Here is a 19,268-nt window from a genome sequence, read left to right as displayed (position 1 = left end):
ATGTCACGCCATCAGAAGGTCGTCATCGATCTGTCCGTTCGGATCCTGCGGACGGCGATGTCGCGGTCCGGGGGCGTGAAGGTCGATACGATTGAGGTACGCTTGGCACTGCGCTGTCTGGTGGCCCATTGTCCCGAGCGATGGCCGCTCGACCTCTTCTGGAGCGCCGCGGCGACCGACCACGACATCGGTCGGGCGCAACGATGCACTGCGGCATTTAACGGGATCGTCCGGCAGTTGCGGACGGCGGGCCGATATCCCGATGACGGCTAACCCGACCTGGCTTGTTGGGGGGGCGGACGCCGGTCGTACCGCTTGTAGAATGCGTGCGAAGTCAACTCGGCGGGCATTAGCATGGAAGGTTCACCTTGCTGACAACTGCGCTAGGCCAATGGCACGATGCTGCAAAATACCAGCTATTGCGTAAGCGATGGGTGATAGCTGCCCGTCCGCTTTCGCGCGTTCAGATGACATAAGCGGATGTTTGTTCCTGAGGCTCGCAACGGCAGCTAGGCGCCCAAATTTCAGTCATCGAGCCCCGTTCGGGCTCTCGCAAAAGCCGACGCGAAAATCCTGTTCGCTAAGCTTTCGGCTAGAGCCCGACCACTCGCACCGTATCCTACTTGCCGCGCATCTCATCCATCGCGCGATCAATTTCTGCCTCGGCCGCACTCGCGCTTTGCTCCAAGGCAGCGCGGAGCGGACCTGTTTGCGTCACAAACGATTGATAGCCTTCCAGGGCCAGGTGCGGGTCGATGTTCGCCCGTAGCTTCTTTGCCCGCTCCTGCCAGCTCGGGATCGGATCGCGGCGGACCGGAAAGCGGTATTTTTCAATTATTAGATCGACTGAGCGCCCCGGGTGGCCTTCAAATCCCAGTTCTGCAACGAACGCTTTGCCCTCATCACTGAAAGCTAAATCCCAAGCCTGAGTGTCGAGGATAGCTTGATCGCGCGTCGTTTGCTGACCCTGATACACACCGTCAGCCACGACCTGAATGCAGGTATCCATGTATTCGATGATCTGATCCATATCGTCTGCAAGAATTTCGCCGACCTCGCCAGAGTCGAAGGCGTTGGCAGCCGCCATCGCCTTACAGGCACCCGCGAAATCCTCGCGCTTGCCGGGGAAGGTTCGATCGCCTTTGAAGTACTTCTTGGCGCGTTCCGGCATCTTTTGATCGGACACCCAGCCGATCCCCATCGGCTCGTAACCCGATAGGTAGGCACAGCTCGTATTGAAATAAAGCCGCGCCAAAGCTAGCAAGATGCCTTCATGCGCAAGCCCTTCATGATAGACTTCGTTGCGGTAGTTGTGCAGGATATTGAAAGTGCGCGCGCTCTCAGCATCGAGGGTGCCATCTATCTGCGCAAAAGCTACTTTGTCTGAGAAGGAACCAAGGAAAGCTTTTCGAAGCTGCGACCCATAGGCGTACGGCTTGTCCTGATAGCGCCAGCTAGCTGCTTCGGCGCGCTTGTCTTTGACGATCTGATGCAGGATCAACTCGACTGCATTGTCCGTCAGCATCAGCCCGAAGCGTGCATTGTGCGCGTCGCGCTTGCCGATGTGCTCCAGGGCGAGGTCCAGTTGCTCGACCACTCCTGCCAAAAATAGAAGCATAGTTCCCCCAGATTGCGACAAGCGCACAAAGCTATCTGCGGGCTTACACGTGTCTGAAAGTTCGTATCCCTCACGCTAGTAGGGAGAGGCCAAGCTTTACAGATTGCAGTACCTTTGAGATAGGTGTTAGCTTAAACACCGGGGATAAAGGCAGCGCGACTGGACATCAACTCTCCATTCGTTCATGTTATGTACTGAACGAACAACGTCCGGGCAGCCTCATGTTCGAAAACCTCCAACGCGAACTTGATCGCCTCTCGCGCCTTCAAAAGGTTGAAGTCCCCTTGCAAGCTGACCCTGAGGGTTTTGCCGGTAAGGAGTGCCCGGCTGAAGCATGCCTATTCCAATTCAAGATACTCGTGGAAGACTGGACCAATGTTGTCCGCGATGAGGAGGTGTTCTGCCCATCCTGCCGACATGCGGCCCCAGCAAAATCTTGGTACACGACGGAACAGATAGAGGCGGCGAAGCAGTACGCTCGCGGATTGGTGATCAATCGTATTAACGGGGCGATGCGAGCAGATGCCGCCGCTTCAAAGCGGCGACAACGGCCAGGCTCGTTCCTGAGCATCACCCTTAACGTGAAGGGCGGCCGCAACGCAGCGTTATTGCCGGTTGCAGCAGCCGAGCCCATGCGTCTCCGCACGACGTGCGATTCCTGCGGCTGTCGCTATTCCTACGTGGGTGCCGCGTATTTCTGTCCCAGTTGCGGGCGCAACTCTGCCAGCCACACATTTCTGCAAACTCTCGCCACCATCCGGACCGCCGCTGGACTACGTGAAACTCTACGCAATACCTTAGGCCCGGACGAAGCCGAGGTGATGACTCGTATCCTGTTGGAGAAGGCTATGCAGGATACGGTGATGTCGTTCCAGCGCCTAGCGGAACAGCTTTACGAGACCCGGGCCGGCATACCGCCCCGGCGGAATGCGTTTCAGAACCTCGATGCGGGATCCAAACTGTGGACTACGGCGGTGGGATCTTCGTTTGAGCAACTCCTAGATGCGGCGGCTATGGAGCGCCTCCGGGTCTTCTACCAGCAACGGCATTTGCTTGCTCACCAACAGGGCATAGTGGACGCAGATTATAATACACGAAGTGGCGACGCGACCTACGCCGCCGGGCAGCGGCTTGTTATCAAAGAGTCGGCTGTCCTTGAGTTTGCTGGACTAATTGAGCGGCTAGGTTTGGCTCTACTAAAATAGCTCGCTTTCCCCGCTGGCGCAGTCCGTAGGGTCGAAGGCGGTAGTGGCGCCGACTACATACCAACGGCAACTCCGCGGCTTCGATCCCATATGATGTGCGGCCCCTTTCGGCCGAAAAACCGTTGGACAGGTTGCCACGTGAGCTGCCGGCCAGGTACGCGCCCCAATATCGGTCGTTCCTATTCGGAACGGCCAGACTGAAAAAAGCCGCCGCCGAGTCAGGCATGGTTAGAATTGTGGAGCGGTGATACCGTGAACACATGACCGAATTTTGGACCTATCTGAAAAGCGCGTTCGGGACATTTGAGACGGTGTCGACGCTCATCGTCATTGCTGCCTCCGTATTCGCAATCTCGCTCTGGCTGCGCGGCCTGCTTCCGGTGTTGCTTCGGCTCGGCAACGGTTTGGCGAAACGAAAAATCGCCCTCTTCGCGAAGGGTGACGTCGTTGATGGCCTTGAAGCCCTCTTCGCCGACAGCAAGCTTTTTGATCGCAAGAACATCATTCGCATTTCGCACATCGGCGATTTCGGTCGTGCCGAGGCGGCTAGCGTCTTTTTGGTCTACTGGCCCGACTGGCCGGGCGAGCTTGGCCAGATACTCGCGCAAAAACGTGACGCGACGGCGCTCATCGTCTACGCGCCGCAGGGTTCCGGCCCTCTGCCCCCGGACGCAATCGCGCTATTGGAGCGAGAGCGTAATGTGACCCTTGCAAACTTCCGCGGTCGGTTGCTCAATGATGTGGTCGTTAGCCTCATTACGAGTGGATATGAAAAGGGATAGGTTCAACGCGCTGTTCCGCGCGCATGTTCGGAATCATCTCTCGCCAACGCCCGGCGAGCGCGACTTCGTGTCCGCCGTGTATGAAGCCGTTCAGGCCGTGTTGGGCCGCAGAAACTCACTGCAGATCGGCTCGTATCCACGCTTCACCGCCATTACGCCGCTGCACGATCTGGACGTTCTATACATTCTCGGCGCCTGGGATCCGGCCCGGCACGATCCGAACGAGGCGCTAGCCGGTCTCGAACAGTCCCTGCGCACCACTTTCAAGAATCCCTCGGGCTTTTCCGTCACGATCGCGCGCCAGACGCATTCCGTGACAATATCGTTTGTCGATGGCGAGCGAGTCGTGTTCGGCGTGGATATCGTGCCCGCGTACACTAACGCCCGGAACGAATTTGGCGACGATTGTTACGTCGTTCCCGAGGTCGTGCTGCGCCCGCACCGTGAACGGGCGCGTCTTCGAGAGGACGCTTCCAAGGGCGCGAGAGAGATGACGTGGATCCAGTCCGATCCGCGCGGATACATCACCGCCGCCTCAAACTTGAACACGCAAAACGGCGATTTCCGCAAGGCCGTTAAGTTTGTCAAAGGCTGGCGGCATTCATGCAAGGAAGCCGACAACGACTTTCCGCTCAAGTCCTTCCATCTCGAGCAGGCCATCACGCAGTGGGTGCTGCGAAATCCCACTGCCACGCTGTTCGACATGGTATTCGAACTCTACGTCAGACTGCCAGATTTCATGCGCTACCCGCAGATCCCGGACCGCGCAGACCCACGTTCGAACATCGACGCATATGTCACGGAGTTGGATGAGCGCGCCGTGCGCAAGGTCATCGAGGCACGCGACGGCCTTCTGGTGGCGCTCGAAGCGTTCGAAGAGGGCAACAGCGTTGCCGCTCTCCTCGCCTGCGAACAACGCAAGCGCGTCGGGAGCGCGGAAAGCTTCCTATTTGACCAGCGCATCCCAATGCTGACCGAGCACGACTTCGGCGTCGTCGGCGAGGTGCCCCAAGCGACCGGCTTCCGTGCCTTCATCCTCGACGCGCTGGGGTTAATCCCCGTCGATCGCAAAATCCATTTCCGGCTCGGCCGCGACGCGCCGGCCGCCGACCTCTACAAGTGGAAGGTGCGTAACGACGATGAAACGCCGCAGCCGCGCGGCGAGATCAGCGACCACCGCACCCTACGCGACCCCGAACACACCAAGTACCGTGGGTCGCATTTTGTTGAGTGTTACGCGATCCTCGGCGGCGTCTGCATTGGCCGCGGCCGACAGAATGTCGTGCTGGGCTCGTCGTGGTCCAACTAGCGCTTGGCCACAGCAAAGTTCGCTAGTCGAATGGTCCGCGGCCGCTTTTGCCAACACCGTGATCAAAGCAGCCAGTCCGCAGCTGGCATACTTCCGGCCGTTCAGCGCGCCGGATAACAGGATGGCGGCTACTGGCCGATTACGCTCCGGCAGCTTTTGGGGAGCGAGCCTTGAATAGCGGTCGTTCGAGCCACACCCACCGACCGGCAGCTCGCGACCAAAATATGCCGTTCTACAGCAGCGGCGAGAACCGCGGCTCGTTCTAAGGCCCGGCGTTCGCATGATATAGATTTGCCGGGCAACATCATGCTCCATTACGGCGCGAGAGCTCCGCTGGCCAAGGCCGGCGACAAGATCGTTCGGCATGGCGTGCGCCAAGGTCAAGACCGGCACGACCCGGTCGATCGCGTGATTTAGGATGTGGTCGGCCGCGTGTTCAACCTGCGCGACCTGCCACCTGTGTCGCGGTTATCGCTGCGGAGCAGGCACCGTGCCTGTAGCGTATGGGGTCGTCGCCGGGTAACTTCAGGCAGCGGCTCCACGCGTTTTTGCAAAACGCGCTTGGGATCACCAGATCGTGGGCAGACTGTTCCCGAGGCGCACCCCAATGCTTGACCAGAACCAGATAGAAACGATCGAGCGGGCGAGAGCCGGCTTCATCACCGTATCAACTGAGGGCCATACGCCGTTCGACGATCGCACATACGTGGCGTTCCTGCAGCAACACGACCTGACTCATGTCACGAACTTTCCATCCAAGCAGGAGTTGTCGGGTTTCACGGCGGCCGCCCGTGCCGACGTGTCCGCGCTCGCCAAATCGGTGCGGGCAGCGAGCTCGGCGCGGGCGCGAACCGTCAGCCATACCTTTCTCACTAACGCGCTCGACACGATGCTGATCGCAGCGTTTCGCGATCGCTCCGATGCACCGCTCGACGCCGTCGAGCAGCAGGCCCTCGACGACAAACTGACCGCCTGGTTCGACAGTCATGGCATGGTGCGCACGCATTATATCCCCTGCATCATTAGTCCCTATGCCGATGAACGTTTCTTGATCGGACCGGTGCGCTTCCACCATCTGAGCGATTTTCCCGCCGCCGATTTCGGCATGACGATCGACGAAGTAAATGCTCTTGATGAAAGTAGCGATTTTTACGGGCTCACCGACCTCAAGCGGTTCATCGCTGAACGGCACGCGGACTGGGTCGCGGTGATCGGCATCGCTGATCACGAACCGAACCGGGCGCTGACGAAGGCGGACCTTTCAGTCGATGTCGCCCTTGCGATTGTCCAGCTTGTCACGTTGTTCGACAACTATCGCGGCATCGCGCGCGCGACAGCGCGAATGGCCCCGGCTTGGCGTCCAAACATCGTGCGCACCTCCGACGGCGGTGGCTCGGGCGGGATGATAAACCTTCAACCGGGCCGCAGCGTCGCGCCAGAGGGGCTCGGGATCATTCTCAAAGCCAATGGCGCGTTCGTCGCGTCGATGGGCACCCGACTGACTGGCTATGTCGAGGGGACTGGCGTGCTGCCGGTCCTCGACGAAACCTGGTGCAACGCGGCCTATTGGTATCACGAAGCAATAGCCGAACCGCTCGAGACGATTGCAATTGCCAAGCTTGAAACGGCGATCGAAGTGCTGTTCCGCTCCGAAAGCAGCAGCCGGAGTACGTCGCGGCTAGTCAATGCGCTGGAGATATTCTTCGGGCTCTCGAAGGACGACATGCTGCCGAACGGGACGATGACCGCAGGCGAGTTCGCGGCCGCCATCGTGACCGCTAGAAGCCGGGTCCTACACGGGACGTGGCAGACGCTGACTTCTGATCTTCCCGAGGGGAAGAGCGGCAAGCCCGTCAGTCTGGCGGCGACCGATCAATTTGCGCGATCGCTGCTTATCAAGACGAGCGTGGCGATCGACAGCTATGCCGCATCCAGCACCCCGGCCGATAGCGTCGAGGGACTGCTCGCTTGGGTCCGCGCAACGACAGCCGGGAAAGCGAGCGTTTAATGGGACGTCGGGTGGATGGCTTAATTGGACCAGCCATATGGCGTGCCCGAAATGGCCAGAGCGCAGCCGACTCGACGATGATAAATGGTCAGCCTGAGCGCCGCGCTGCGGATTGCCACCGAATTCAGGATCGCTGACTTGCAGAGACGCTCATGCTAATGCCGGGCCATGATAACTGGGAGCTACTGCTGGAAGGAGCCTCTTCTAGCCGGCGCAATATTCATCCGAAAATATTTGGATGCGGAGAACATAACCGACGAGCAATTTGCTCGAATTGAGCGCGAGATATTTGTCGGCTTCTAACCCGGCTGTCCTGCTCGAACGGGCGCGGCACCGGCGGCGCGGGCCGCTGAGCAGTTGGGGTAGGAAGCGCTGCCAGCGTCCGAACCCATCAACGATTGCGGTCTCTTTCCCGCGCTTGAGTTCGTACCGGGATGACAATGATAGCCGGTCCCGCCCCTCCGATCGTTGTGACAACCCTCGGCGTTCAAACCGCGGGGAGTGGCTGTCGCCGAAGTCGCGATTAGGAGACCAGCCCCTGCGGCGAACCAGCTATTAATCAATCGACCCTTTGCCCGCCACGTCCTGATCCCCGGCATCAGCTTCCTCTGTCGAGGAGGTCCGTGGGGACCTCCAGGCGAATCATCTTCCAGGAGAACAGCCCGCGACGCTCGAACACGAATTTGGGAGCCTCGGCTGCCTTGGTCTCTGGGGCCCTGACCGTGACGGCGAACCGGTCCAGCGTTCGATAATCGTAATCGTAGGCGATGTCGGACTTGGCCTGAGCATCGGGCTGACTGGTATCCACTCGCCCGCGCTTCATCATCGCCGACAATCCGTCAGGGGTGACGAAGCTATCCACCATCTTGCCGACGATCGCCGGCATCATCATCATCCCCAGACCGGCGAAGGGATTGGAACGCATCTCCGGATCGTTCTGCATCTTCTCGGTGAGCGCGACGGTGAGCTGCGACTTCAGGCTCTCGCGCACCGCGGGAAAATCCACCGCCGCATCGAGCCTGTCCACGTCAGCGCTGAGCGCGGCATCCCTGAATTGCCGGGCGGCCCAGAATGGCGAGCCGAAATATGCGGCTCCGAACAGTATCACGACAGCCGCAACCGCCGCCCAAACCCTCTTGCTCATGTGATCTCCCCCTTGTGCACAGACCTGGCGCGTTTCCCGCGGCAGATCAACGCTGTGGCTGAGCCGCTAGGCTCTTTTCGGGAATGGTCTTCATGCGCACGAGCAGAGATCCGGTCGCACCTCGCCAGGAAACAACGCGTCCTCCGCTTGGGATGCCTGATCTAGCGTGAGCGGGCTATGGCCGAAGGCGGTGGACGCCGCTCCAGCGATGCAGCCGGATCGGATGCATCTGCCGAAGAAATCAACCAATTCATCAGAATTGAAAGCGATGCAGTCTCCGGTCGATCGGCGCAGTCCATGGGCGGCGCTGAGACCGAAACGTCTCGGGAGTTTAAAAGAATGAAGCACATGAAGTGGCTGGTCGCCTTCCTCTCCGTATACTCGATAATAGCGCTGGCCATCCTCTGGTTTTCGGCCGACGATCCGCAGCTGGTGAACCTGCTCTCCGCCGTGGCCACGTCGCTTTCAATCCCGGTCGCAGGGCTTCTCTCGATCTTCGTGGTCTACGTGACGGTTGGACCCAGCCGGGCAGAAGCTGATCCGCTTCCTCTGATTGGTTGTCCGATATTTGTCGTCGGCAACGGATCAATGGATGTGAGCGTCACGCTCGGGCCGGAAGGCGTGAGCGTGAGGGTCGGCGCCCCGGCATCCGAGCCGTTAGGGTCTCCGCCTTCGACTGGAGGCCCCAAACCCTCGTGATCAGGACGGTAGCGTCCACGCGCTTCGATCTTAGAGTAGGGCCAACACTCCGAACCAGATCACCGCCGCGATCTGCGTGATGAACCCCGCCGCTGCGAGCGCCATGCCCCGGCGCCGGCGTCGCGGGTCGGAGCCGCTAGGCAACACCACCGCACCCCCCAACGCGATCGAGGCGCCCAGGACGTAGAGTAACGCGGGAGCATATCCGAAAGCGCGTGCGCGTGCGGAGAGCGCGTGGCTCGGAGGGGCTTCAAGGGTGGCGGTCGCACGTTGGGCGTTCGAACCGTGGCGGTCCGATATCGATAAAAGTGAAGTGCGGGGCATTCCTGCGCTGGGCAGCGTATTCACCGAACCGTTCATAATCAGTAGAGCGATCACCGCGAGTATGTTCTGCATCTGTATTTCCTATCTGACATAATCTGCCAGACGGAGAATGGTAATTTACTTTCCACCTTACTTTGTTCGGATGCTTCGCTGCCTTATGCGGCAGGGGATCGGACCCGAATGACTTCGTAAGCAGCCGAAGTCACCGATTGGACATCAATCACGCGTCGACGCTTCTCGCCGCGGGGAAATTCCCCGGAAGGTCCGAACGGGCACCCCGACGTGTTCGAAGCACTTTCGTGCGTCCGGGGCGCTTCGCCCGATCTGACCTCTCGCGGCGAGATCGGCCACCCGAGCCGTCAACGAGCCATCTGACTAGCAAATGTTGCCGATGCCCAGATCGACGACAAACGATGGAGAACGTGACCGGCGTAGGACACCGGGAACGCCGGCGGCTTTCGCGGGCTCGCTACTGCGGTCCGATTGAATTGGATAGATGGCCACCGCGACGGCTGCGCTGATCATCGTATGTCCGAACTGTGCTGCGTCCAACTATATCCCCCGGAACAAGCGAGGCGTAGGCAGGATATGCGAATATGCGGCAAATTCCCGCAACCCCTGTGCATTGGCGGTACGGTAACGCTCATCGACGCTATTTTCGATAAGCATGATGGTCGCCAGCCGGGGTCGCACCTTTGAACGGCGGCAGGCAACCCCAACGTCAATCTAATTCTGGTTGCCCGCCGCCGGCCGTGCTGTCCGTGATCGTCGACAGGAACATGAACAGGCCGACCAATCCCTGCCGAGCCTCGGCCTGGGTGACCTCGGCGTGCACGCCCTTTGAAGCGAGATCATTCACCCGGCGCATGAAGGTGTCGAGTAGGGCGAGTTCGGCTGCGGCGAGGTCCCGCTGCGTTCTGCTGCGCAGGCTCGTGGCGAGGTGTTCGCTGAGGCGGTTAAGGTACTTGTCAGCGCCCAGCACACGCTCTCTGCCGTCCGAGCACATGACCGGCTCCGTGCTGGGCGGATGGAAGTGGTCGGCGACCGACTGCAGCGCCCGCCGGACCTCGGTGAGCGTCAGGGCGGCGTCCTCCGCGTCGGGTGACGCAGCAAGCAAGGACGCCTTCTGAAGCTTGGCGTAAACGTCGGGCGCTTGCTCCTTGAAGTTGTTGTTGACGTCGTTCTGCACCGACCAAAGCAGTTGCTGGTTGCGGTCCTGGGACGCGAGCTGCCGCTCCATGCGCACCGCATAGTTGAGGCATCGGGTCTTCAGTCGGGCCTTGATCGTGTTCAGCGCCGTGATCCGCAGCCGGATGCGCGCCCGGTCGGAGGTCGCCGAATCGTGGAACGCCGCCGCGTCGAACGGCGCCAGCCCGGGCGGTGGCTGCAAGTCGACCAGTGTCGCCTTCCACTGCTCCAGCTTAGGTTCGATCTCGCCCGCGGCGACGCGTAGGACCGTCATGTCTTCGCCTGCGGAGGACGAGATCGGATAGTCGAGCGTGTGGATCTCCATCCAGCGCGTGAAGGAGGTCTCGAAGACGAACTTGCCGGCCTCGGCACCAAGGTGGTGGGTGTCGTCGTAGAGAGTGCGGGCGACCTCCTCCTTCTTGGGATAGAGTTCGCGCAGGAAGATCGCGGTGTTCAGGTGGTCCTGCGCCAGCCGCGCGAGCCGCATGCAGGCCATTGTCGCGCCCCCGACGCTGTCGTTCTCCAGATGCTCGAGGATGCGGCTTACGCCCTGCGTCAGGTCCATGCCGGCAGGGTAGCGGCGGCGGCTGTGCTCGACTAGCGCTTAGTCGGCCGTGTCACTCTTGACGCGCACTTCCGCCAGCGTCCCAGACGCCCAAGCGCATTACCTGCGGAAGAACCCGGGCAAGAAGCAGTGGCAATATGCCCCCGCGGATTTGACGCAGTCCTACCATGCGATCGGCGCAAGGCGCGTACTGGCACCGCTTCCTGAGGAGATCGATTGCGTGGCCGATCTACGTGCGCGTGCGTGGCCGCAGCCCACCATCTGAGCGGATTCCAGGATGACATCCTCAGCGCATCGTCGTCGAGGAAGAACTTCGCCTGGCTGAGGAGGGCCTTCAGCAACCAGTAGACGGCGCTTGCGGGTGCCAGCGCGAAGATGGCGGCAACCCACCAGGGGCGATGGCGCTCACACCGTATGTGATCGCGGCCAGGACGACGAGACCGACCGTCGCGACGATGGCTGCCGTGCGGCTTCCCAGGGCCGCGACCGTGTCGAAGACGCCGACGAAGAACGGCTGCACGTTGCCCTGTCCCTCGCCGTCCGCGCCCAGTCCTTCAGAGCCGTATTTCGCCCGGAACCTGCTCGCGAGCGTCTCGCGCTCCTTCTCGTAATTCTGGCGCTGCGCGCCTGCGCCATGATTGTAGACCTTGCGGACGCCTTCGCTCGCGATGCCGCGAAGCGCGGCACCATAGCGTGGCACGGGACGGCCATCGGCATCCTTTGTCGGCACGCCACAGAGGTTGAGAACGTTGGCGAGTGCCCGGGCGGTGTAGGCGCCGCGGCTGAACCCGAAGAGGCAGATCCGGTCTCCAGGATCGTAGCGCGCGATGATGGCTGCGTAGCAGTCCGTGACGTTGTCATCGATTCCGGTCCCGACCGCGGCGGCCAGGATTTGCCGGATCCGGCGGAACGTCCAGCCGCCCGTCTCGCCAGCGCCCAGTCCCGCATCGTAGAACGCGACCTGTTCCTTGGGGGAGATTGGCGAGTCCGGGCCTGGGCGCATCGCCCGATACATCTTGTAGACGTTCGACAGTCGCTGATCGGGCTGGATACCACCTATCTGGCCTGTGCCGTCGGAGAAAATCAGGATGGTCTTGGTCATGCGGGCTTCCAGTGATGGAGGTGGCGCTTTGGGCGCGGGCTGGGTTTCGACGCGCCACGCACTGACCCTCGGTCCGGATACCGGCTGGACGGCTCGCCGGTCCCTGCAGCGGCTGATCCGATGGGCTTTGCGTTCGGCCTGCGTCTCGAGGCGCTCGGGAGGCGACGTTCTCGGCGTCCTCCCTCCGCTCGGTCGATCACAGTGCGTGCCACGGGTTCAAATGACGATCTTCGCCACGTCTATGGCCTTGTCGACGATCCCCAGGAACTTGGTGACGCCGCCCACGAAGGCTCGGACGTCGTCGAACTTCGCGATCGCCGCCTCCACGTCCGGTATGGCGGCCGCGACCGCCTTGGCGTTCTTGGTGATGGCCGCCGTCTGCTGCGTCAGCAGTTGGCGCCCGGCCGCCGTGACGCGCGCGTTCACCTCGGCGATCTCGTCGGTGATCGCGGTCACTTGCGCGGACGTCGTCGCCTGCGCGATCGACGCGTTCAAGGTGACGACCAGATGCACGAGTGCGCCATGGACCGCGGTCAGATCCGGGTTGGCGGCGGCGGGCGCTGCCGGCCCTCGCGCTGCGTCAGTCACGCTTGCGGCCCTCCTTCTCGATTTCGGCGGCTAGCCGGTCGACCTCGTCCAAACGATCCGAGATTATGGTGAGCAGCTCGCCGACGGGGCGCTTCGACCCGTCCGCGGCGGCCGTGTGGGCGTCTGCCAGAGCCAACAGGGACGATCGGAGGCTGGCAAGCGAGGCGAGTTGGACCTGCCGCCGGTCCAGCGCTGCGAGATAGTCGAACGCGAGGGTCCGCTTCTCGCCTTCGTTGTTCTTCTCGGCTGCCGCGGCATAGGCTCTTTGAATGCCGCCGGTGGACGCGGTCCAGTTGACCGCCACGGTTCCACGGAGACCTGCCGCGTCCGTGGAGCCGATGGCAGCGGCCATGGCGGTCAGCAGCGCACGCACCTCGGGATCTGTGCGGCGTAGGATGTCCCTCGCTCGCTTTTGGGCCTCCAGGTCGACCAGCACTCCCGCGAGGGATGAGAATGCGGCGGCGACACCCGGGTCTATGTCCGCGCCGACGGTGCCGGAGTTGAGTTCCGATCCCAGCGCCTTGAACGCCTGCGTGGTCCGCGGGCCTTGGCTGGAGTCGGTGAGGGACCCGAGGAGGAGTCCGTATCGTTCGAGGTTCGACAGCGCCGACCGCCAAGCGTTCGCGACCTCGGCGGGGACGGCGGGCGGGAAGGGCGCTTCGGTGAGGCCGACAGCCGGCGATCTCACGAACCGATCGACGGCGGCCACGCGGGCGATCCTGTTCGCCTCGGCGAAGTTCGCGTCAGATTGGCGTCCGAGCAAAGCTGCCGCCGTGCCGAAGCCTGTCAGATCGGCCGATGCGACGGTCGTGCCGCAGGCGGCGACCAGCACGCCTGCGAGCGTCAGGGTCAGCGGAGCTCGCCAATCGCGAAAGCCGCTCGGATTGCGTCGCATGGCGGTGACTTGTTTGTCGCTTCGCGCCTGCCTCATCCCGCCCCCCTCGACTCGCCGCGTGATCGGAACCTCTCCGACGGCGGTAGCCACGATCCACCGGAGGCTTCATCGGCCACGCGGACTTGATTAAGCTAAGTAAACCACGATCGACGGCCAACGCCAGCCGACTTGGTGAAGACCAGCCAGTTTGGTTGCAAAACTTTCGAGACGGATCGCATGGTTTGACGGTGTATTAGCCCTATGCGGCTGCTTGGAGGATTGAGTCTCAGCACCACTGCTTCGGCTCCTTCCATCGAAGGTCTACCTCGTTGAGGCGCTAAACTCCGGAGATTTGACGCTGAAACGCCGCGCCGACCTGAAGGAAAGGCGGCCAGTGGATCGCTGGTTGCCGAACCCAGCGCACGAAGCGCCAGACGAGGCTGTTCGACTATGGACCAGCTGCTGCGATCAGGTGGTCTGCGGAACGGGCTCATCGCGAAACCAGCAGAACCGTTCTCTGGGCCAATGCACATAGTGGTGCGCCGGTCCTGCCGGCCCGTCGTACCGGCTTATGACGAGCACCGTATTGCCGGCCGTCCAAAACCAAGTCTTCACCCGGTCGTAAATGATCTGCGACGTGCTATCGTCACGATACAGCGTAAGACGACGCTCGGATCTCTGGTCGGAAGTCACGGTCTTTTTCCTTTCGAAGGTTGTTACCGTGGACTCCTTGCTTTCAACCGTTGTTGCTTTGCGGCCGCCACGCGCCATTACTTCGGCGTGCAAACCCCCGTTCCCGCCAACACCGCCAGATGGTCGGCCAGCTCCGCAAGTGTGTTCCGCGATGCCCCATAGATCACGGCGCGCCCTACCTTCGTCGATTTAAGCAATCCGGCCCTTTGCAAAATCGCGAGGTGCGAACTCATCAGGTTGGCCGGAACGCCGATCGCCTGGGCTATGTCGCCGGAGGACACGCCCGGATCCGCGGCGGCGGCCAGCATCGTGAAGACCCTGAGCCTGGTGGGGTTGGCGAGCGCGCTAAGCACTCGGAGGGCTTCCGTCTCTTCCATCCATCGGATGTAGCCCGGCACGACGACGTCCGCAACAATTATGCAAATTAAATTGATGCAAAGCAAATTGCTGCAATAATCGTTGAACTATAATTAACCATCGCTATGTTGGTCCTGGCCGGGCGAAGCGCCAGTCCGGGCCGAGCATCACGTCACGACCAGCAGGCACCCGGAGAACCGTCATGAAGCTCAACGTCATCGAACGCACCGCCCAGCCGCCCGTCGAGACGAAGCAGGCTTCCATCAAGAAGCAGGCACCAATCGGCTACCCTGATCCGCTCGACGAGGACTCGCCCGCCGACGAGTCTGTCCTCACCACGAAACGCGGTCTCATCCGCCTCGCCCTCGTCGCTGCCGAGACGGGCGCGCGCTTCCACCGCGAGGGGATCGGCTACGATCCCGTCGCCTGGATGCTCACCCCACGCACCCTGTTCGGGGGACGCGCGGCGGTCGAGGCCTGTCTCGATCGCGACGAGTGCATGCGCGCGATACTCCTCCATGGGCTGTCGATCGGCATGGACGCGGATCCCGAGGAGCTCGATCGCCTGGCGGCGGACGATACCGAAGGTGAGGGTTTCTTCGATGCGGACTTCGACGACGACGACGATCTGGATGGTGTGGTGCCGGATCAGGCGCAGGGCGCGGCGCCCCGCCTGTGGACGTCCCTCATCGTTGACGAGACGGCGGGTGGCATGACGCACGCCTTCGACGCCGTGATCGCCGGCAGCCGGGCGGAGGCCGAGATGCGCCTCCGCGCAAGGCATGGTGCGAAGCTGGCGGACGCCATGGAGATCGTGGAGGGGTTCGACGCCGGCGTCCCATTAGTGGAGGCGCTCGTGTCCCCCGCGGTGGCCGACATGCTGTCGCTGGTCGCCGGCGATCCCGGCTCTCCGCTGGCGCGCGGACTGTCCGTGTCGGTCGAGCAGCGGTTCGCGGCGTGAGCTCCGCCGCCGTCGCGGGACTGCCGATTGCCGTCGAGACGATGGCGACGGTCCTCTCCCATCATCAGGACTTCCGTGTCCTCCGCCGCATGCTACCCATGCGGCGGGATGGACTCCTGGCCGGGCACCCGAGCCTGCTGATCGGCTGCGCGCTGGACGTCGAGACCACCGGACTCGACCACCGGGAGGACGCCATCATCGAGCTGGCGCTGCAGCGCTTCTGGGCCGAACCCGGCGGTCGCATCGTGGTGACGGGCAAGCCGCATTCCTGGTTCGAGGATCCGGGGCGCCCGATCTCTCCCGAGATCTCGCGCCTCACGGGGCTGACCGACCATGACGTCGCGGGCCGCAGCATCATCGATCCGATCGCCGCGTCGCTGATCGCCGACGCCGACTTCGTTGTCGCGCACAACGCCTCCTTCGACCGACCGTTCGTGGAGAAGCGCCTGCCCTTCGCGGCTGGTCGTCCATGGGTCTGCACGATGAAGGACGTCGAGTGGAAGGAGGAGGGCTACGAGGGGAGGGTGCTCGGGCACCTGTTGATGCAGATGGGTTGGTTCTTCGACGCGCACCGCGCATCGACGGACGTCACGGCGCTCCTGCACCTGCTCGACCAGCCCCTTCAATCGGGGGGCACGGTCCTCTCAACCGCCGTGAGGACGGCCGCCACGCCGGGCTGGCTATTCGAAGCCGCGAGTGCCCCGTTCGAGGCGAAGGACGCCCTCAAGGCGCGCGGCTACCGCTGGGATGCCGAGGCCCGGCACTGGGCCAAGGAGATCCCCGGCGGCATGTTCGACGAGGAGTGCGAGTGGGTCGCGCTCCACGTCTACCAGGGCCGCGGCAGGCCACGGTTCAGGCCGATGACGTGGCGGGAGCGGCACGCCGCCCGTTGATGGCGGGCCGATGCTATTTTGGGGGCGGCCCCACAGCCCCGTATCCGATTCCGGAAAGGAGATCGCCGCGCCATGATGCAAGATGCCCGCTCCGATGCTCCTGAGCGTCGGCCCCTGCTGCCGGTCCTGTTCGACGGGACGGCCGGTGCCGTTCTCGGCGTCGCACTGGTGCGTTTCTCGCCCACCGTGGACGGACCTTGCCCGCGTCCCCTCTGGATCGAGCGGTTCGAAGATCCGGGCGTCGCACGCGCACGGTTCGAATGGATGCTGGCGCGACCCGAACGCTGGCCGGTTTGGGTTCGGACGCTCAGCATCGTCGGTGCCGACACCTTTCCGGGATTCTTCGAGGACGAGATCCGCAGGGACGCCGTGCGCCTGGTGACCCAGCGGCACGAGGCGGATGTGATCGGACGGAAGGCCAGCGACATCATCCTGACCCGCGAGCCGCACGGCCATCGACACTCGGTCGCGTTGTGGCGGCAGGACAGGATCGAACCGTTCCTGCTGATCGTGATGGACGAGGAGGTCGAACGGGACCGCGTCTGGGATTGGCTCCGCTGGAAAGGTGACCGGTATGAGAGGTGGCGGACGTTCTGCAAGGAACGCGGCCAGTCCGCGCTGGTCCACGACGTCATCCGAGGAATGCTCCGCGACGAGAAGCGTCTGAGGGCGGCGGGTCTCACCATCTCGGGGCGCCGTCCGCTCCGCCTGTGGCGGGGGCATGAGGATGCGACGGGAAACGCTAACGACGGCGGGTTCTGATCCCTCTTCGGAAAACCCCGTCCCGAGCGCGCCGGATCCCGTCGATCGCCACCTTGAGCTGGCGGTCGTATGGAAGCGGCGGCAGCCACAGACGACCAGGCTCGGGTCTGCCATCGGGCTGCGATGCGATGCAAGCCGCTCGGACGGAAGGCCGCTGCAAAGAGTAGCTCAAAGATCCGGAGGGTTCGGATCGAGACCCAATTGTCCGAGTCGTCTTTAAAGCAGTTCGAAAGGTTTGAAGCGCAGCATCAGGCGATGCAGGCGTATCACCCTGGGGGCTCGTCCCGCCGAGACGCTATCTCCGGCAGCGCCATGCTTCGGCTTCAGAACTCGATACTGGAGATGATCGCCAAGGGGGAGACGCTGGAGCGGACGTGCGATCGGCTCTGCCGACAAGTCGAAGTCTTTCTGCCCAACGTGCTCTGCTCGGTACTGACGGTGGATGCGGGCGGTGTGCTCCATCCGCTGGCGGGCCCCAGCCTTCCGCCCGAGTATTCCGCCTCCCTCGATGGGCTCGTCGCCGGACCCGCATGCGGATCATGCGGCACTGCCGCGTTCAACCGGACGGAGGTCGCCGTCACCGACGTCGAGACGGACGACCGATGGGCTGATTACCAACACCTCGCGGTCCCCCATGGGCTGGTCGCATGCTGGTCGAGCCCGATCCTCGACGCCCTAGGTGCGCCGGTCGCGACGTTCGCCTTCTATTACCGCAAGCGTCGGGGGCCGACGGCGATCGAACGCGAGGTCGTTCGACAGTGCGTGGACCTCTGCTTGATCGCCATCGACCGCCACAAACGTGTCATCGAGCACGCTCGACGGGCCTTCACCGACGCGTTGACCGGGCTATCCAATCGCGCAGCCTTCAATGCGGCGCTGTTGGAGCAATGTTGTGACGTCCCGGGCGGTTGGGGGCTGTTCGTGATCGATCTGGACAACCTCAAGGTGGTCAACGACAGCTTCGGGCATCACGCGGGCGATCGGTTGCTGCAGATCGCAAGCGGGCGGATAGCCGCAGCCACCCTGCCGGATCGAGCCTTCCGCATCGGCGGCGACGAATTCGCGGTGATCATCGAGCAGCCGACGGCCCTGCGCGATCTCGAGGCCGCGGCGCAGCGCGTGATCGACGCGTTGTCCGAGCCTGCGGACTGTGGCGGCCAGATGGTGGTGCCGCGGGCGACGATCGGCGGCGCCACGCCCGCGGTTGGCGAGATGACCGTGGAGCACGTCCGCCAGAACGCGGACTTCGCTCTGTACCATGCGAAGGAGACCGGCCGCGGTGGCTTCGTCCGCTACTGGCCTGGGCTCGGTTCGAACATGAGCCGACGGCTGTCCGCAATCCGCGACGTAGGCGTCGCCATTCAGGAAAACCGGATAGATGCGTATTACCAACCCATATTCCGGCTGGACACGATGGAGATCGTGGGAGTCGAGGCGCTTTGCCGCATGACGATCGGCAGCCAAGTCATCGCGGCGTCGGCGTTTCAGGAAGCCACTACAGACGCCCACGTCGCAACGGCGTTGACCGCGAGGATGATGGCCATCGTCGCGGCCGACGTCCGGTCGTGGCTGGATCTCGGCATCCCGTTCCAGCATGTCGGCATCAACGTATCGTCCGCCGACCTGCATGGCGGATCGATCGAGCGCGTCCTCACGTCGGCGTTCGAGCGCGAGGGCGTGCCGCTCGAGCACGTCATCCTGGAGGTGACGGAAACCGTGTACATGGGGGAAGGGGACCAGATCATCCAGCGCGCGATCCGTGCGCTCCGCAGCAGGGGCATCCGCGTCGCCCTGGATGACTTCGGCACCGGCTTCGCCTCGCTGACCCATCTGCTGAGCGTGCCGGTCGACATCATCAAGATCGACAAGACCTTCGTCGACCGGTTGGCGACGGGAAGCGCGAGCATGGCTATCGTCGAGGGCCTTTTCCGGATCGCCGAGAAGCTGGACATGCGCGTCGTGGCGGAAGGGGTGGAGACCGAAAGCCAGTCCCGTCATCTGCGGACGATAGGCGGCGTCCTCGGCCAGGGTTTCCTGTGCTCCCCGGCCGTCGATCGGCACGCGATGACCTCGATGCTGCTGAGGACCGGACAGCAGGAGCCGACGGCGGCAATCGCCTCTTGATTGGCAAACCAACGTTCAAGGTTCAGGTGCCTGGGCTCCGTCCTTAATGACATGCTTCTCCGCCCCCTATCG

The 19,268-nt window shown here is 62.7% G+C and carries 19 protein-coding genes; 10 read left to right on the top strand and 9 right to left on the bottom strand.

What is annotated here, in order from left to right; translation table 11 throughout:
* Entirely contained in the window at positions 1–273 is a 273-nt protein-coding gene (locus U1739_RS05815; protein ID WP_332705001.1) for a hypothetical protein, read from the top strand.
* 346 nt (positions 274–619) lie between these two features.
* Here U1739_RS05815 and U1739_RS05810 read toward each other — a convergent pair whose 3' ends face one another.
* Positions 620–1,618 carry a hypothetical protein gene (locus U1739_RS05810; protein WP_332704999.1) on the bottom strand — a complete coding sequence of 333 codons (999 nt, stop codon included), beginning with the start codon at positions 1,616–1,618 and terminating at the stop codon, positions 620–622.
* Between the two features lie 221 nt (positions 1,619–1,839).
* Here U1739_RS05810 and U1739_RS05805 point away from each other — a divergent pair, with 221 nt between their 5' ends.
* The 4 genes from U1739_RS05805 to U1739_RS05790 all read left to right on the top strand — a co-directional run bounded on the left by U1739_RS05805 (position 1,840) and on the right by U1739_RS05790 (position 6,922).
* Positions 1,840–2,823, top strand: a complete 984-nt coding sequence (locus tag U1739_RS05805) for a hypothetical protein (protein ID WP_332704997.1) — start codon at positions 1,840–1,842, stop codon at positions 2,821–2,823.
* 260 nt (positions 2,824–3,083) lie between these two features.
* A complete protein-coding gene (locus tag U1739_RS05800) occupies positions 3,084–3,605 on the top strand; it encodes a hypothetical protein (RefSeq protein WP_332704996.1) in 522 nt (173 codons plus the stop codon).
* A complete protein-coding gene (locus U1739_RS05795; protein ID WP_332704993.1) occupies positions 3,592–4,914 on the top strand; it encodes a nucleotide-binding domain-containing protein in 1,323 nt (440 codons plus the stop codon). The genes U1739_RS05800 and U1739_RS05795 overlap by 14 nt, the downstream gene beginning before the upstream one ends.
* Positions 4,915–5,521: 607 nt before the next feature.
* Positions 5,522–6,922, top strand: coding sequence for a hypothetical protein (locus U1739_RS05790; RefSeq protein WP_332704991.1), 1,401 nt, complete (start codon positions 5,522–5,524; stop codon positions 6,920–6,922).
* A gap of 598 nt (positions 6,923–7,520) precedes the next feature.
* Here U1739_RS05790 and U1739_RS05780 read toward each other — a convergent pair.
* Positions 7,521–8,066: a DUF2939 domain-containing protein gene (locus tag U1739_RS05780; protein WP_332704987.1), complete on the bottom strand. Its 546-nt coding sequence runs from the start codon at positions 8,064–8,066 to the stop codon at positions 7,521–7,523.
* A gap of 177 nt (positions 8,067–8,243) precedes the next feature.
* Here U1739_RS05780 and U1739_RS05775 point away from each other — a divergent pair, with 177 nt between their 5' ends.
* On the top strand, positions 8,244–8,765 hold the full coding sequence (locus U1739_RS05775) for a hypothetical protein (RefSeq protein WP_332704985.1): 522 nt from the start codon (positions 8,244–8,246) through the stop codon (positions 8,763–8,765).
* 30 nt (positions 8,766–8,795) lie between these two features.
* On the opposite strand, the gene U1739_RS05770 is transcribed toward U1739_RS05775, so the two are convergent.
* The 7 genes from U1739_RS05770 to U1739_RS05740 all read right to left on the bottom strand — a co-directional run bounded on the left by U1739_RS05770 (position 8,796) and on the right by U1739_RS05740 (position 14,476).
* Positions 8,796–9,161 (bottom strand): hypothetical protein, encoded by a 366-nt coding sequence (locus U1739_RS05770; protein WP_332704983.1) that lies wholly within the window; start codon positions 9,159–9,161, stop codon positions 8,796–8,798.
* A 649-nt stretch (positions 9,162–9,810) separates the two neighbouring features.
* On the bottom strand, positions 9,811–10,842 hold the full coding sequence (locus tag U1739_RS05765) for a hypothetical protein (protein WP_332704981.1): 1,032 nt from the start codon (positions 10,840–10,842) through the stop codon (positions 9,811–9,813).
* A 334-nt stretch (positions 10,843–11,176) separates the two neighbouring features.
* Positions 11,177–11,944, bottom strand: a complete 768-nt coding sequence (locus U1739_RS05760) for a phospholipase effector Tle1 domain-containing protein (protein ID WP_332704979.1) — start codon at positions 11,942–11,944, stop codon at positions 11,177–11,179.
* A 216-nt stretch (positions 11,945–12,160) separates the two neighbouring features.
* Complete coding sequence (locus tag U1739_RS05755; protein WP_332704977.1) at positions 12,161–12,532, bottom strand: hypothetical protein; 372 nt, start codon at positions 12,530–12,532, stop codon at positions 12,161–12,163.
* The gene (locus U1739_RS05750) at positions 12,525–13,463 is read right to left on the bottom strand and encodes a hypothetical protein (protein WP_332704975.1); all 939 of its coding nucleotides are present in this window, start codon (positions 13,461–13,463) and stop codon (positions 12,525–12,527) included. The genes U1739_RS05755 and U1739_RS05750 overlap by 8 nt, the downstream gene beginning before the upstream one ends.
* Before the next feature lie 411 nt (positions 13,464–13,874).
* Complete coding sequence (locus U1739_RS05745; protein WP_332704973.1) at positions 13,875–14,192, bottom strand: hypothetical protein; 318 nt, start codon at positions 14,190–14,192, stop codon at positions 13,875–13,877.
* Entirely contained in the window at positions 14,177–14,476 is a 300-nt protein-coding gene (locus U1739_RS05740) for an ArsR/SmtB family transcription factor (RefSeq protein WP_332706549.1), read from the bottom strand. Before U1739_RS05740 ends, U1739_RS05745 begins: the two co-directional genes overlap by 16 nt.
* Before the next feature lie 182 nt (positions 14,477–14,658).
* Here U1739_RS05740 and U1739_RS05735 point away from each other — a divergent pair, with 182 nt between their 5' ends.
* The 4 genes from U1739_RS05735 to U1739_RS05720 all read left to right on the top strand — a co-directional run bounded on the left by U1739_RS05735 (position 14,659) and on the right by U1739_RS05720 (position 19,196).
* Positions 14,659–15,417 carry a hypothetical protein gene (locus U1739_RS05735; RefSeq protein ID WP_332704971.1) on the top strand — a complete coding sequence of 253 codons (759 nt, stop codon included), beginning with the start codon at positions 14,659–14,661 and terminating at the stop codon, positions 15,415–15,417.
* On the top strand, positions 15,414–16,310 hold the full coding sequence (locus U1739_RS05730) for a 3'-5' exonuclease (RefSeq protein WP_332704969.1): 897 nt from the start codon (positions 15,414–15,416) through the stop codon (positions 16,308–16,310). The genes U1739_RS05735 and U1739_RS05730 overlap by 4 nt, the downstream gene beginning before the upstream one ends.
* A gap of 72 nt (positions 16,311–16,382) precedes the next feature.
* Entirely contained in the window at positions 16,383–17,072 is a 690-nt protein-coding gene (locus tag U1739_RS05725) for a hypothetical protein (RefSeq protein ID WP_332704967.1), read from the top strand.
* Positions 17,073–17,414: 342 nt separating this feature from the next.
* A complete protein-coding gene (locus U1739_RS05720; RefSeq protein WP_332704965.1) occupies positions 17,415–19,196 on the top strand; it encodes a putative bifunctional diguanylate cyclase/phosphodiesterase in 1,782 nt (593 codons plus the stop codon).
* Positions 19,197–19,268 lie beyond the last annotated feature (72 nt).

This window comes from Parasphingomonas puruogangriensis, from assembly GCF_036663635.1.
In the GTDB taxonomy this organism is placed as follows: Bacteria; Pseudomonadota; Alphaproteobacteria; order Sphingomonadales; family Sphingomonadaceae; genus Sphingomonas.
Note: the sequence above shows the minus strand (reverse complement) of the source record. Positions and strands in the feature narration are given on the sequence as shown.